The organism is Streptomyces sp. NBC_01012, assembly GCF_045162755.1.
Taxonomy (GTDB): Bacteria; Actinomycetota; Actinomycetes; order Streptomycetales; family Streptomycetaceae; genus Streptomyces.
The window spans coordinates 3890069-3904284 of record NZ_CP108688.1 but is presented as its reverse complement, the minus strand read 5'-3'; the positions used below and the strand labels follow the sequence as shown (position 1 = coordinate 3904284).

Here is a 14216-nt window from a genome sequence, read left to right as displayed (position 1 = left end):
GCCCGCCGTCATGTCGTGCCGGCGGCAGGTCAGCCGTTGGTCCCGTCCGTGGCGCCCTCCGCGGTGCCGGCCGCGGTCCCGTCCGTGGCGCCCTCATCGCCACCGGGGCCGCCGTTCTCGTTGCCTTCGGTGGCGCCGCCGTGGTCACCGGTCCCGCCGTCCTCGGTGCCGCCGCCCTCACTCGTGCCCGGGGTGGGCTCGGTGGGTGTCACCGTCGGCTCCTCGGTGGTCTGGGTCGGCTCGGCCGTCGGGGTCCACGTCGGCTCCTCGGTGGGCCAGGTCTGACCGCCCGACGAGTTGTCCGGCTCCTCGGTCTCCTCCGTCTCCTCCTCGGACGGCTCCGGTGAGGGCGTGGTCGGAGAAGGGGAGGCCGAGGTGGAGGGCGTGGTCGGGGTCTTCACCTTGTCCCCGTCGCCCTTCGCCGCCTGGAGGGCGAACGCGACGCCCGCACCGATCGCGATCAGCGCCAGCAGGACGAACAGCACCATCTTGCCGCGACCGCCGCCACCGCCCTGGCCGCCGCCCGCGTACGCCCCGTCGTCGGGGTTCATGGGCGGCAGGATCGGGCCCTGCGAGGTGGTCCCGTGCACGGGATGCCCCATGGCCGCGGTGCCGCCCATGTTCATCGCCGCCGTGTGGCCACGGTCCTGCGCGTCGACCGGGCCGGTGTTCCAGGTGCCCGTGTGCCCGCCCTGGACCTGCAGCATCTGCAGGCTGTACTGGACGAGTCCGCGCATCTCCTCGGCGCTCTGGAACCGGTCGTCCGGGTCCTTCGCGAGGGAGCGCATCACGAGCCCGTCCAGCTCCGGCGGGACCTCCCCGGCGGTCTGGGAGGGCGGCACCGGCATGTCCTGGACGTGCTGGTAGACGACCGACAGCGGGGTCTCGCCGGTGAACGGGGGCCGCAGGGCGAGGAGTTCGTAGAGGAGGCAGCCGGTGGCGTACAGGTCGGAGCGGTGATCGACGGCCTTGCCGAGCGCCTGCTCGGGGGAGAGGTACTGGGGCGTGCCCATGACCATGCCGGTCTGGGTCATCGTCGACTGGGCGCCGTGCAGCGCACGGGCGATGCCGAAGTCCATCACCTTGACCGCGCCGGAGTGCGTGATGATCACGTTCGCCGGCTTGATGTCGCGGTGCACGATGCCGTGCTGGTGGGAGTAGGCCAGGGCCTCGAGGACGCCCGAGACGATGATCAGCGCCTGCTCGGGCGGCGGGGCCTCCGCCTCCAGCAGCAGATCGCGGATGGTGTTGCCCTCGACGAGCTCCATCACGATGTACGGGACGGTCGCCCCGCCCACGACGTCCTCGCCGGAGTCGTACACGGCGACGATCGCATGGTGGTTGAGGCCGGCGACCGACTGTGCCTCGCGCGTGAAACGGGCCTTGGAGACCGGGTCCTCGGCAAGATCGGAACGGAGCAGCTTCACCGCCACCGTGCGCCCGAGGCGGATGTCCTCCGCGGCGTACACCTCGGCCATGCCGCCGCGACCGAGCCGGTGGGTCATGCGGTAACGGCCGTCCCCGACCACACCGCCGACACCCCAGGAGTCGGTGCCATCCGAGACTCCGCCGCCGTTTGCTTCGGAATCGGGTGCCATCAGTCCTCGCCGTCGTATCTGTCCGCGCGTCCGCGGGTGCTCACGGTGCCTTGCTGCGTTGCCACGTCACGCTACAGCCTCTGTCCGACACGCCGGTTCACAGAGTGACCGGTCATCCAATCGGCTCGCGCGCCGTCCAGGCAAATTCCATGCGCGTCCTGTAACGCTTCCGAGACGCTTCTTGTGCGTAGGGTCACGGAACGGGCACCCGGCTTGACGTGTCGTACCCCTCGGGCAGACTTGGCGCGTAATAGGGATGATCGCGTCCGTCGGGCGCCGAGGGGGATGCAAGTCATGAGCCACGACGGCGCACAGGGACGTTACGCGGGCGGTTCTGTGGCCGGTGGCCGCTACCAGCTGCGTGACCTGCTCGGCGAGGGCGGCATGGCGTCCGTCTATCTCGCCTACGACTCGGCCCTGGACCGGCAGGTCGCCATCAAGACGCTGCACACCGAGCTGGGACGCGAGCAGTCCTTCCGCGAGCGGTTCAGGCGTGAGGCGCAGGCCGTCGCCAAGCTTCAGCACACCAACATCGTCTCGGTGTTCGACACGGGCGAGGACGAGCTCGGCGGCGCACTGATGCCGTACATCGTCATGGAGTACGTCGAGGGGCAGCCGCTCGGCTCCGTGCTCCAGGCGGACATCCAGCAGTACGGCGCGATGCCGGCCGAGAAGGCGCTCAAGGTGACGGCCGATGTGCTGGCCGCGCTGGAGACCAGCCACGAGATGGGCCTGGTCCACCGCGACATCAAGCCCGGCAACGTGATGATGACCAAGCGCGGCGTCGTCAAGGTCATGGACTTCGGCATCGCCCGTGCCATGCAGTCGGGCGTCACCTCGATGACCCAGACCGGCATGGTCGTCGGCACCCCGCAGTACCTCTCCCCCGAGCAGGCGCTCGGCCGTGGGGTCGACGCGCGCTCCGACCTGTATTCGGTCGGCATCATGCTCTTCCAACTGCTCACGGGACGCATTCCGTTCGACGCCGACTCCCCGCTCGCCATCGCGTACGCGCATGTGCAGGAGGAGCCGGTCGCCCCTTCGAGCATCAACCGGTCGATCACCCCCGCGATGGACGCCCTCGTCGCACGCGCTCTGAAGAAGAACCCGAACGAGCGCTTCCCCAGCGCCGCGGCGATGCAGGACGAGATCACCCGCGTGCTGAGCGCGAGCGGCCCCGCCGGCGCCCCGGTGATCATCGGCGGCGGCGCCCCCGCGGGCAACAGCGGCTCGGGCGTGGGCTCGGCGGTCTTCCCGCCCGTCGACCAGAGCACTCCGGCGCCGCACAGCGTGCAGACGCCGTACCAGCCGGGGCCCTACGGCGCACCGACCCCGGCCCCCACCCCCACGCCGGGTTACGGCTACCCGCAGGCGGCCCAGCCGTACGGGACGCCGGCGCCCATGGCGCACCAGACCCCGCCGCCGTACGCCATGTCCCCGCAGACGGTCACGGCCTCCGGCGGCGGCGGGTCCAAGCGCAACATGCCGGTCGTCGTGGGGTCGATCGTGGTCGCCCTGGTCGCGATCGGCGGCCTGCTGGTCTTCCTCAACATGAGGGGCGACGACTCGACGGAGGGCAAGGACGGCGACCCGGGTTCCAGCGAAGCCGCCGGCGAGCACAAGGCGCCGGAGCGGAACCGGACGATGGAGACCACGAAGTGCACCGACGCCACTGAGGACAGCAACGACCCGGCGAAGGTCCAGGCACCGAACTTCGTCTACAAGGACATCATCTCGGCGAGGTCCTGTGCCACCGCGGCCGGCTGGACCGTCAAGATCATCGAGGTGGAGGGCAACACCTACGCCGAGGACCAGATCGTCGACCAGTTCCCGACCGCGGGCACAGCCGTGGCCGAGCGGGGTGCGCACTTCGAGCTGCGCATCTCCACGGGTGACCCGGCCTGACCGATTGACGGCTGACTTACCGCTGACCGCTGACGGCCGGCCGGTCGAGGTGCTCCTTCCGGATGCGCTCGGGATGCCGGAGATATCCGGTCGTGTGACGCTGGTCTCATGCCTCCAGGACTCCCGGCTTCACGGTCGTCACGGTGCGTCGCCTGTCTGGTGATGGCGGTCGGGGTGGCACTGGGCCCCCCGGCCTGGGCGCACGCGGACGACGGGGCCGCCGCCTCCATCTCCCGCCCCACCGCGAGCCCTTCCTCCGAGGACTCACCCCTGGCCGGGCGGCAGGCGGGGGAGGGCCGGGCGCGGCCGGGAAGGTCGCTCTCCCCCCAGGAGGCCGGGCACTCGAAGGCGGCGGCCGACGAGGTGCCGCCCGACCCCGACCCCGCGAAGGTGCCGGCGTTCACGCCGCCGCCCGAGGCGTTCCCCGATCCCGCCGAGACGGCGCGGCAACGTCAGGCGGTGGGCACACCCGGCCTGAAGCAGGTGCGTGACGTGTCACTGGGCAGCGGAATCGCCCTGGTCGGGCTGGGCCTGGCCTTTCTGGCGCTCCGTATGCGCCGCGCGAACTGACCCCGGTCCGGCAGACCGTCGAAGGACGCGGCCGGCCTCACCCCGAAGCTCCGCCCCTGTCCGGAGCGGCTTGCGTCGAGCAGCATACTGGGTATACATACTCAGTATGTCGATCCGTCACGGGCTGCTGGCCCTCCTGGAGCGGGGGCCGCGGTACGGCTCCCAGCTCCGCACCGAATTCGAGTCCCGTACCGGCTCCACCTGGCCGCTGAACGTCGGGCAGGTCTACACGACGCTCAGCCGTCTGGAACGCGACGGCATGGTCGCCCGGGACGGCGAGGACGACGCGGGTCACGCGCTCTACTCGATCACCGAGGACGGCCGCACCGAGCTGAGGAGTTGGTTCGAGACCCCTGTCGACCGCAGCAATCCGCCCCGCGACGAGCTGGCGATCAAGCTCGCGATGGCGGTCGGGGCGCCCGGTGTCGACATCCGCGCGGTCATCCAGTCCCAGCGGAGCCACACGCTGAAGGCGATGCAGGACTACACCCGGCTCAAGGCCCAGGCACTCGCCGACGTACCCGCCGACCGCGACGAGGTCGCCTGGCTGCTCGTGGTGGAGCAGCTGATCTTCCAGGCGGAGGCAGAGGCGCGCTGGCTCGACCACTGCGAGTCCCGCCTCGTGCGCCTGGCCGCGGCCGCCGCGACCGAACCCGCCACCCGTCCTGCCGCCCGTACCGCCACGTCCACGAGCCGCGGGACCGCACGCGCCGCGACCTCCCGGCCGTCCGCCGGTCGCTGACCGCTGACCGCTGACCGCTGACCGACAGCCTCCGACCGCTTCCCAGATCCGCATCCGGATCAGATCCGCACCGTTCTCAGGGGGGAACACCTCACCATGTCCACATCCGTCCCCGCCCCGCCCACCGGCCTCTCCGTGGACGCACCCGTCCTCGAACTGAGGGCCCTGACCCGGACCCATGGCTCCGGCGTCGCCGAGGTGCACGCCCTGCGCGGGATCAATCTCTCGGTCCACACCGGTGAACTCGTCGCCGTGATGGGCCCCTCCGGCTCCGGCAAGTCCACGCTTCTGACCCTGGCCGGAGGCCTCGACACCGCGAGCAGCGGCCAGGTCGTCATCGAGGGCCAGGACATCTCCACGCTCGGCCGCAAGGGCATCGCCCGCCTGCGGCGCCGCAGCGTCGGCTACGTCTTCCAGGACTACAACCTGATCCCCGCCCTCACCGCGGCGGAGAACATCGCCCTGCCGCGCGAACTGGACGGCGTACCCGTACGCAAGGCCCGTAAGGAGGCCATGGCCTCCCTGGAGGAGATGGGCCTCACGGAGGTCGCCGACCGCTTCCCGGACGAGATGTCCGGCGGCCAGCAGCAGCGCGTCGCCATCGCCCGCGCCCTCGTGGGTGACCGCCGGCTCGTGCTCGCCGACGAGCCCACAGGGGCACTCGACTCGGAGACCGGCGAGACGGTGCTCGCCCTGCTCCGCAACCGCTGCGACGAGGGCGCTGCCGGAGTGATGGTGACCCACGAGCCCAGGTACGCGGCCTGGGCGGACCGAGTGGTCTTCCTGCGGGACGGGTCGATAGTGGACCAGACGCTGGCCACCGGAGCCGAATCCCTGCTCGCCTCGGAAGGTGCCGAGTGAGCGTCTTCACCGGGTGGCGCGCCGCCCTCCGTATCGCCCGGCGCGACGCTCTGCGGTCCAAGGGCCGCAGCGCACTCGTCGTCGCGATGATCGCCCTGCCGGTCCTCGGTGTCACGGCCGCCGATGTGACGTACCGCAGCTCCACGCCCACCGTCGCCGAGAATCTGACGGCCAAGATGGGGTCAGCCGACGCCGTGTACAGCTCGGCGGGCATCGGCCCCGCCCCTGTCGAGCAGATGCCCGACGCCGACATCTGGGGCACCCCTGACGACGGGGCCGATATCCCGGACGATGCCCAGAGCGCCCCCGTCGATGTGCCGGGCTCGTTCCCCAAGGGTTCGAGGTACCTCACCGAACAGTCCGTACCTGCCGTCGTCAGCACACGGCACGGTGTCGCGAACACCGAGATCGTGGAGCTGCGCACCTCCGATCCGGCGGTCAGAGGCCGGCTCGACCTGGTCGACGGGGCGTACCCGGACGGCGAGGGGGAGATCGTCGCGACCGAGCACTTCCTGAAGTCCGCCGGGCTCGGTGTCGGCTCCCGCACGACACTGCGCGGCCCCGAGCAGACGTACACGATCACCGGCAGCGTCGAGCTGCCCGGCGAGCTGGACAAGAATGCGCTGTACGCCGACCCGGGCGCCGTGATCGCCCCGTGGAAGGCGGCCGCGGACCGGGACAAGAAGATCGTCCCGCCGTATCCCAACGACATGACCTGGCTCGTCCAGGGGCCCGCCGGTGCCGGTATCCCCTGGTCGGAGGTGCTCTCCGCGAACAAGAAGGGCGTCCTGGTGCTGTCCCGCCAGGTCGTTCTCGATCCGCCCCCGGCCTCCGATGTCCCGCTGCTCGCCCACCAGAGCATGTCCCTCGGTGAAAGCTCGTCCGAGCTGAGCGCCGCGGCGGCGACTCTCGTCGCCATGGCGGTCCTGGAGATCGTCCTGCTGGCGGGTCCCGCGTTCGCCGTCGGCGCCCGGCGCTCACGTCGGCAGCTCGGCCTGGTGGGCACGTGCGGCGGCAACCGCAGTCACGTACGCGCCGTCGTGCTGTCCGGAGGCCTGGTGCTCGGCGGGGTCGGAGCCGTGGCCGGTGTCGCCGCCGGGATCGGTCTCACCGTCCTGTTCCGTCCGATGATCGAAGGCTGGACCGGAAGCCGCTTCGGCACGCTCGACATCCGCCCCTGGGAACTCCTGGCCATCGCCGTCATCGGCCTCGTCACCGGCGTCCTGGCGGCTCTGGCGCCGGCGATCGTGGCCGGCAGGCAGTCGGTGCTCGAATCGCTCACCGGCCGCCGCGGGACACGCCGTAGCTCCCGCCTCCTGCCCGTCGTGGGGTGCGTGACGCTCGCGGGCGGAGTGGCGATCGCCGTGTACGGCGGCACCACCGGCGACACCCGGTTCGTCTCCGGCGGCTCCGTGATCGCCGAACTCGGGCTCCTCGCCTGCATCCCGGTGATCGTCGGCTTCCTCGGGCGGCTCGGAACCCGGCTGCCGCTCTCCCCCCGCATGGCTCTGCGTGACGCCGCGCGCAACCGGGGCCGTACGGCGCCGGCCGTCGCCGCCGTCATGGCGGCCGTTGCGGGGACCGTCGCCATCGCCACGTACACCTCCAGCGTCATGGCGGAGCACGACTACGACCACGTGCGTCCCCTCACCCCGGGCACCGTGGCGCTCGTGGCCGACGAGGCGACCGGCGTCGACCAGCTTCCCCTGGCTCGGGCTGCCGCGGAGCGGAATCTGGCGGTCAGCGGCGGGCGCGCCGACATCGGGCGGGCCTGGGCCGGCTCCGACTGCTCGATCTACTACGCGAGGGATGACGGGGAGAACGGCTGCGGCACCCTCGAACTGGTCAAACCCACCGGCAAGGGCCATGACTGCCCGCTTCAGGGTCCTGGCGCCAAGAAGCTCGCCGCGAGCCTCTCCGCCGACGCGCACAAGAAGCTCATGAACTCCCCCGCGTGCGTCGACGAGTACCTCACGCCGGGCGCGCTCTACACGGGTGACAGCCATATCGTCGTAGGGGACGCCGCACTGCTCAGGTCTTACGTGAAGCTCGACGACCCGGCGGCGGCCAAGGCCCTGGCTGCCGGGACTCCCGTGCTGCTCAACTCGGCGTACGCGCGGAACGGCCAGGTCACGCTCAAGGCCGTGCACACGTACGACGAGCGCGACAAGAAGAACCGCAAGCTCCACCCGGGCAAGGCCAAAGCCACCACGGACCGGCTGGACGTCTATGTCGCGCCCGACCGGTACGCCGCCACCCCCGGGATCCGGATGATCCTGCCGCAGGACACCGCGGACCGGCTCGGCCTGCACAGCGCGGCGTACGGGACGGTCTACACCGTCGCGCACCCACCGACGGACGCCGAGGAGCAGGCGGTGTCCGCCGCCCTCACCCAGGCCGGGAGCGGGGTCTACCTCCAGGCGGAAACCCCGGTGGAGAGCGGCGAAGAGGATGTGATCCTGCTGATCCTCGCGCTGTTCGCGGGCGTGGTCACCCTGGGTGCGGCCGCCATCACCACCGGTCTCGCCAAGGCGGACGCGGAGGCCGACCTCACCACACTCAGCGCCGTGGGGGCGCCGCCCGGCGTGCGGCGTTCACTCTCCGGATTCCAGTGCGTGGTCGTCGCGCTCACGGGCGTGCTGCTCGGCACGGCCGCGGGCATCGTGCCCGCGGTGGCCCTGCGTCTGGTCGATCTGCGGGAGGCGATGGAGCTGATGCGTGAGGAGCCCATGGACTCCGCGTACACACCCATCGTGATGCCGTGGGAGACCGTCGGGCTGCTGGCCCTGGTCGTACCGGTGCTGGCAGGGCTGCTGGCCGCCGCGTTCGCCGGGTCGCGCACCGCCCTGGCGCGGCGCGCGGGGTGATCGCCCTCGGGGAACCGTCCCCGTGACATGGGGCGGCGAACCGATGCCGCCGGTGCCCCCGAGCGAGTGGATCTTCACTTTCCGGGGGCACCACCGCGTCGCGGGGCAGGTGTGGGCGACAATGGCAGCATGGAAATGCCGAGGAATGAACGGTCGCAGGAGCACCCCCAAGTCCTCGTGGTGGGGCAGGACGGAATGGCTATCGGCGGAGGCAGCGGAGACGACGAGTCCCGCGAGATCCCGGTCACGGACATGGTCGAGCAGCCCGCGAAGGTCATGCGCGTCGGCAGCATGATCAAGCAGCTGTTGGAGGAGGTCAGGGCGGCTCCTCTCGACGAGGCGAGCCGGGTCAGGCTGAAGGAGATCCACGCGAGCTCGGTGAAGGAGCTCGAGGACGGTCTCGCACCGGAGCTCGTCGAGGAGCTGGAGCGGCTGTCGCTGCCGTTCACCGAGGAGTCCGTGCCGTCCGAGGCCGAGCTGCGGATCGCGCAGGCCCAGCTGGTCGGCTGGCTCGAGGGCCTCTTCCATGGCATCCAGACGGCACTGTTCGCCCAGCAGATGGCGGCCCGTACGCAGCTGGAGCAGATGCGCCGCGCCCTTCCGCCCGGCGCCGGCCATGAGGAGGAGGAAGGCGGCATCGATCCGCACGGTCCGGCTCGTTCCGGCCCGTACCTCTAGGAGGGGCGGTGCACCGCCAGGCCTGGCGGTGAGCCTCCAGGACGGGCGGTGAGCCTCCAGGACGGGCGGCGGGCCACGGCCTGAGTCCGCACGGCCGCTGCGGTACGCACCGACGGGGCCCGGCACACGCAGTGTGTGCCGGGCCCCGTGCGGGTTCGATGCCGCTCGCGCTCGTGTCGGGAAGGCCTGCCCGTGCCGCTCGTGTCAGGGAGGCCTCCCCGCGTCGCTCGTGTCAGGCCTTCGGTGCGGCCAGGAGGATCTTGCCGATGTGGCTGCTGGACTCCATCAGCCGGTGGGCCTCCGCCGCGTCCGACATCGGCATCGTGCGGTCCACGACCGGCCGTACGACGCCGTCGGCGAGCAGCGGCCACACATGCTCGCGTACCGCCGTGATGATCGCGGCCTTCTCCGCGAGGGGCCGCGCGCGCAGGGATGTCGCCGTGACGGCGGCCCGCTTGCTCAGCAGAGCACTCAGGTTCAACTCGCCCTTGGCACCGCCCTGGAGCCCGATGATGGCGAGCCGGCCGTTCACCGCCAGGGCCCGCACGTTCCGGTCCAGATACTTCGCCCCGACGATGTCGAGGATCACATCCGCTCCCGCCCCGTCCGTCGCCTGCCGCAGCTCCTCGACGAAGTCCTGCTCTCGGTAGTCGATGAGGATGTCGGCGCCGAGATCCTGACAGCGCGCCAGCTTCTCGGGCCCTCCCGCCGTCACCGCGACGCGCGCGCCGACGGCCTTGGCGAGCTGGATCGCCATCGTGCCGATACCGCTGGACCCGCCGTGGACCAGGAGGGTCTCACCGGGGCGCAGGTGGGCCACCATGAAGACGTTCGACCAGACCGTCGCGGCCACCTCGGGCAACGCCGCGGCCTGGGCCAGGTCCACGCCGTCGGGTACGGGCAGCAGCTGGCCGGTCGGCACGGCCACCTTCTCCGCGTATCCGCCGCCCGCGAGCAGCCCGCACACCTCGTCACCCACGGACCAACCGGTCACCCCCGGACCGAGTGCCGTGATGCGGCCCGCGCACTCCAGGCCTGGGTAGGCGGAGGCGCCGGGCGGAGGGTTGTAGAAGCCCTGCCGTTGCAGGACGTCGGCCCGGTTGACCGCGCTGGACACGACCTCGACGAGAACTTCGCCCTCGCCTGGTACGGGATCGGGCACCTCGGCCCATACGAGCGCTTCGGGGCCGCCGGGTTCGGGGATCGTGATCGCATACATGGCCGCGAGGCTACTCCGTACAGAGTCCCGGGCCGGGGCGGACGTGCCTGCGCCGCGCCCGGCCCCTGACTTCGACTCCGGCCCGCCCCCTGCCGGGATCCCTCAGGGCCGCTGGTTCGGCTGCTGTGGGTGGCCCGTCGGCGGTGTACGGAGCGGCGACGCACGCACGATCGTGATCACCCGGTCCGTCAACTGCAGGGGACTGGCCGCCGGATCGTCGTAACCCAGCAGCCGGTGACCCCGCAGAACGGTGACCACCAGGTCGTCGGTCTCCCGGACGCTCTTGCCCACCTCGGCCTTTATCACCGGCCGTTCGATGAGATCCAGCCCGCTGCCCTGCTGGATGAGATCCTCCATCACCGTGCCCGCGGTGGGGCTGAGGACGGAGAGTCCGAGCAGACGGCCTGCCGCGCTCGCGCTGGTGATCACGGCATCGGCGCCGGACTGCCGCAGCAGCGGCGCGTTCTCCTCCTCGCGCACAGCGGCCACGATCTTCGCGCCCCGGTTGAGCTGGCGTGCGGTCAGGGCGACCAGGACGGCGGTGTCGTCGCGCTGGGTGGCGATGATGATCTGACGCGCCTTCTGGACCTCGGCCCGCAGCAGCACATCGCTGCGCGTCGCATCGCCCAGTACGCCCACGAACCCTTCCGCGTTGGCCGCTTCGATCACCTTGCCCGCAGGGTCGACGACCACGATCTGTTCCTTCTTCAGACCGGTGGCACAGAGCGTCTGGATGGCCGAGCGGCCCTTCGTTCCGAAGCCGACGACCACGGTGTGTTCACGCAAGTTGGTTCTCCAACGATTCAGCCGGAAGTCCTCCCGGGTCCGCTCCGTCAGGACCTCGAGAGTGGTGCCGACCAGGATGATCAGGAAGAGCACGCGCAGGGGCGTCACCAGCAGCACGTTGACCAGCCGGGCCGGGTCGCTGTACGGGACGATGTCGCCGTAACCGGTCGTCGACAGGGTCACCGTCGCGTAGTAGACAGCGTCGAGGAAGTCGACCTTGCTGTCCGCGTTGTCGTGGTAGCCGCCCCGGTCGGCCCAGACGATGAAGACCGTTATGGCCAGCACCGTGAGAGCCATGGCCAGCCGCTTGGCCACCTGGACGAGTGGTCGGTCGACCTCCCGCCGGGGCAGAAGCACCCGGGTCGGGACCACATGTTCGTCCGCCCGCCGGGCCATCGCATCATGGCCGGGAAGTTTCACGTGAAACACCCTTCTGTCCACGGTGCTGCCGAGGCCCACGGCAGATCGAGGATCTCGACCTCGGTACCGGACCGCACCCCGCCGGGCGGAACCACGGCCAGCCCGTCCGCGGCAGCGATGCCCCGGAGCATGGCCGGGCCGTTGTAATGCAGGGGTACGACACTCTCATCACGATGGACCACGGGAATCAGCCGGGTGTCCTGGGGGTGCCCGTGTACCTCTTCGCGGACCGGCGCGGTGTAGCGGTCCTGAGCATGCCGGCCGGCGATCCCCCGGAGCAGGGGATCGGCCAACGTCAGCAGTCCGGACACCGCGGCCAGGGGGTTTCCGGGCAGGCCGACCAGACAGGGGCCCTCGGCGAGCTGCGCCAGAAGCATCGGGTGCCCCGGACGCACGGCCACACCGTCGATCAGCAGCTCGGCCCCGATCTCCGCCAGGACGCGGTGGACATGGTCCACCGGTCCTGCGGCCGTACCGCCCGTGGTGAGGATCAGATCGGCATCGGAGGAGACGATGGCCTGGCGGAGAGCGTCGGCGTCATCGCCGAGCCTCCTGGGCTCGGCGACTTCCGCGCCCAGAGAACGCAGCCAGGGGGCGAGCATCGGACCCAGCGCGTCCCGGATCAACCCGTCCCGAGGAAGCCCAGCCGTGAGGAGTTCATCGCCGAGGACGAAGACGTCCACGCGGGGCCTGGGCATGGCGACAAGAGCGTCGTACCCCGCGGCAGCCGCCAGCCCGAGGACGGGCGGGGTCACGACCGTGGCCACGGGCAGGAGTTCATCGCCGGACCTGCATTCCTGGCCCCGGGGCCGGATGTCCTGGCCCTGCACGACGTCGCGGGTGGCGTGCAGCAGCCCCTTCGCCTCGTCGCAGTGCGCGTGCTCGCTGCGGATCACAGCGGTGGCGTCGGCCGGCAGCCGTGCGCCGGTGGCGATCCGCAGGGCGTGCCCGTCGGGAAGCGGCTCCGCGGACGCACGCCCGGCCAGCAGCCCTTCCCCTCCGCGTACGGTCCAGGGGCCCGGTCCGGCGACGGCCCAGCCGTCCATGGCCGAGGTGTCGAACGACGGCAGATCTGTGAGTGCGACCACGGCTTCGGCCAGGACATGCCCGAGAGCCCGGTCCAGGGGGAGGCGGTGGACGGCCAGGGGGGCGGCGCGGCCGAGGCGCTCCGCCAGTGCGCGCGCCCCGGCCCAGGCGGTGGCCGTGGACCGGTGGGCGTGGGGGGAGGAGGGCGAGGACCCGTGGGCCGACGGCGGAGCCTGACGACTGGAGGAGCCGGGGGCGCCGGAGGAGCCCGGTTCGTTGCAGAAGCCCGGGTCGTTGGAGAAGCCGAGGTCGTTGGAGGACCCGGGGTCCCTGGGAGCGTCCGTGTCCCTGGAGGTGTCCGAGTCCCTGGAGGTGTCCGGGCCCCTGGAGGTGTCGGACGCGCCCGTGCCCGGAAGGCCTGAGGCTCTGGATGTGCCCGCGCCCCGGGAGCCCGAGTCCGACGGCCCCGGCGGCCAGGCTCCGACGAGAGCCAGTGCCTGCTCGACGGCCCGTTCCTCCTCGGCCTCGCGTTCCGCGGCGGCCCGTTCCGCGGCCGTCCGCGCGCCCGACGCCTGCGCACCCGACGCCCGTGCGCCGGACTCCCGTGCGCCGGACGCTCGCGCGTCACCTCCGTGGGCGGTCATGGCGTGCCGGACCCGCTTCCCGCCGCCGTCTCCTCCTCCCACCGGAGCGCGAGGGCGACGGCCTTGCGGGAGGCCTCGGCCACCGCTTCAGCCGCTGCCTCCGGGCTCTTGCCGCTGCTCGCCATCGCCGCCGCGTACCCCACCAGGAAGGTGGTCAGCGGCGCGGCGGGCCGGGCCACGCCGTGCGCGGCATCGCGGGCGAGGTCCAGCAGGACGCCGGTGTCGACGTCGAGCTCGATGCCCAGTTCGTTCTTGACTGCGGTGATCCATTCGTCCAGCACGGTCCCATGCTCCCTGATCCGCGCCCGGGCAGCGGCAATGTCTTCCCAGGTGTCGCAGTCGAACGAGGCCAGCGGGCCCGCCTGGACCCGGGCCAGATCCAGTTCGGTGGTCAGCAACCGCAAGGGGAGGCCGGCGAGGCCCCCGTGTTCGGTGGCGAGGAGGCCGAGCTCACGGCGCAGCGGCTCGGTCCGGTAGACCGCGACCAGCGGCTGGTCCCGGCCGTCCTCGTCCGTGCACAGGGCACCCTCGTGGGTGTCCGGCTCCGCGGCGGCCAGCAACGAGCGGACCGTCGACTCCCCCAGGAACGGCAGATCCGCGGAGAGCACCAGAACCTTCTCCGCGTCCGTGTGCCGCACACCCGCGTCCAGGGCCGCCAAGGGGCCGCCGCCCTGGGGCACTTCACGTGTCCAGGTGACGGGGCGCACAGTAGGCCTGCGCCCACCCACCACCACGGTGGACCCCGCGTCGGCACAGACGGCCAGCACCCGGTCGAGGAGCGCGCGGCCGCCCACACGGAGCCCTGGCTTGTCGGCCCCTCCGAGGCGCTTCGCAGCGCCTCCGGCGAGCACGATGGCGTCGTACGCGGTCATGCCCCCGAGTATGCGGGCCGCCCGCGCC

Annotated in this window: 11 protein-coding genes; 6 read left to right on the top strand and 5 right to left on the bottom strand. The window is 71.6% G+C overall.

Features of this window, described 5'->3' with window-relative positions:
• Positions 1 to 29: 29 nt before the first annotated feature.
• Positions 30 to 1598 (bottom strand): protein kinase domain-containing protein, encoded by a 1569-nt coding sequence (locus OG623_RS17655; protein WP_406147586.1) that lies wholly within the window; start codon positions 1596 to 1598, stop codon positions 30 to 32.
• Positions 1599 to 1892: 294 nt separating this feature from the next.
• On the opposite strand from OG623_RS17655, the gene OG623_RS17650 reads away from it, so the two are divergent.
• From OG623_RS17650 to OG623_RS17625, 6 genes are all read left to right on the top strand, one after another.
• Positions 1893 to 3503, top strand: a complete 1611-nt coding sequence (locus tag OG623_RS17650; RefSeq protein ID WP_406147584.1) for a protein kinase domain-containing protein — start codon at positions 1893 to 1895, stop codon at positions 3501 to 3503.
• A 108-nt stretch (positions 3504 to 3611) separates the two neighbouring features.
• Entirely contained in the window at positions 3612 to 4073 is a 462-nt protein-coding gene (locus OG623_RS17645) for a hypothetical protein (RefSeq protein WP_406147582.1), read from the top strand.
• A gap of 106 nt (positions 4074 to 4179) precedes the next feature.
• On the top strand, positions 4180 to 4815 hold the full coding sequence (locus OG623_RS17640) for a PadR family transcriptional regulator (RefSeq protein WP_406147581.1): 636 nt from the start codon (positions 4180 to 4182) through the stop codon (positions 4813 to 4815).
• 96 nt (positions 4816 to 4911) lie between these two features.
• Positions 4912 to 5676: an ABC transporter ATP-binding protein gene (locus tag OG623_RS17635; protein ID WP_406147579.1), complete on the top strand. Its 765-nt coding sequence runs from the start codon at positions 4912 to 4914 to the stop codon at positions 5674 to 5676.
• Complete coding sequence (locus OG623_RS17630; protein WP_406147578.1) at positions 5673 to 8543, top strand: FtsX-like permease family protein; 2871 nt, start codon at positions 5673 to 5675, stop codon at positions 8541 to 8543. Before OG623_RS17635 ends, OG623_RS17630 begins: the two co-directional genes overlap by 4 nt.
• A gap of 129 nt (positions 8544 to 8672) precedes the next feature.
• Complete coding sequence (locus OG623_RS17625) at positions 8673 to 9221, top strand: bacterial proteasome activator family protein (RefSeq protein WP_362886201.1); 549 nt, start codon at positions 8673 to 8675, stop codon at positions 9219 to 9221.
• A gap of 232 nt (positions 9222 to 9453) precedes the next feature.
• Here OG623_RS17625 and OG623_RS17620 read toward each other — a convergent pair whose 3' ends face one another.
• The 4 genes from OG623_RS17620 to OG623_RS17605 all read right to left on the bottom strand — a co-directional run bounded on the left by OG623_RS17620 (position 9454) and on the right by OG623_RS17605 (position 14188).
• Positions 9454 to 10440, bottom strand: a complete 987-nt coding sequence (locus OG623_RS17620; protein ID WP_406147576.1) for an NAD(P)H-quinone oxidoreductase — start codon at positions 10438 to 10440, stop codon at positions 9454 to 9456.
• Between the two features lie 102 nt (positions 10441 to 10542).
• Positions 10543 to 11685: a potassium channel family protein gene (locus OG623_RS17615; protein WP_406147575.1), complete on the bottom strand. Its 1143-nt coding sequence runs from the start codon at positions 11683 to 11685 to the stop codon at positions 10543 to 10545.
• Positions 11643 to 13316, bottom strand: a complete 1674-nt coding sequence (locus OG623_RS17610) for a molybdopterin molybdotransferase MoeA (RefSeq protein ID WP_406147574.1) — start codon at positions 13314 to 13316, stop codon at positions 11643 to 11645. Before OG623_RS17610 ends, OG623_RS17615 begins: the two co-directional genes overlap by 43 nt.
• The gene (locus OG623_RS17605; protein WP_406147573.1) at positions 13313 to 14188 is read right to left on the bottom strand and encodes an NTP transferase domain-containing protein; all 876 of its coding nucleotides are present in this window, start codon (positions 14186 to 14188) and stop codon (positions 13313 to 13315) included. Before OG623_RS17605 ends, OG623_RS17610 begins: the two co-directional genes overlap by 4 nt.
• Positions 14189 to 14216 lie beyond the last annotated feature (28 nt).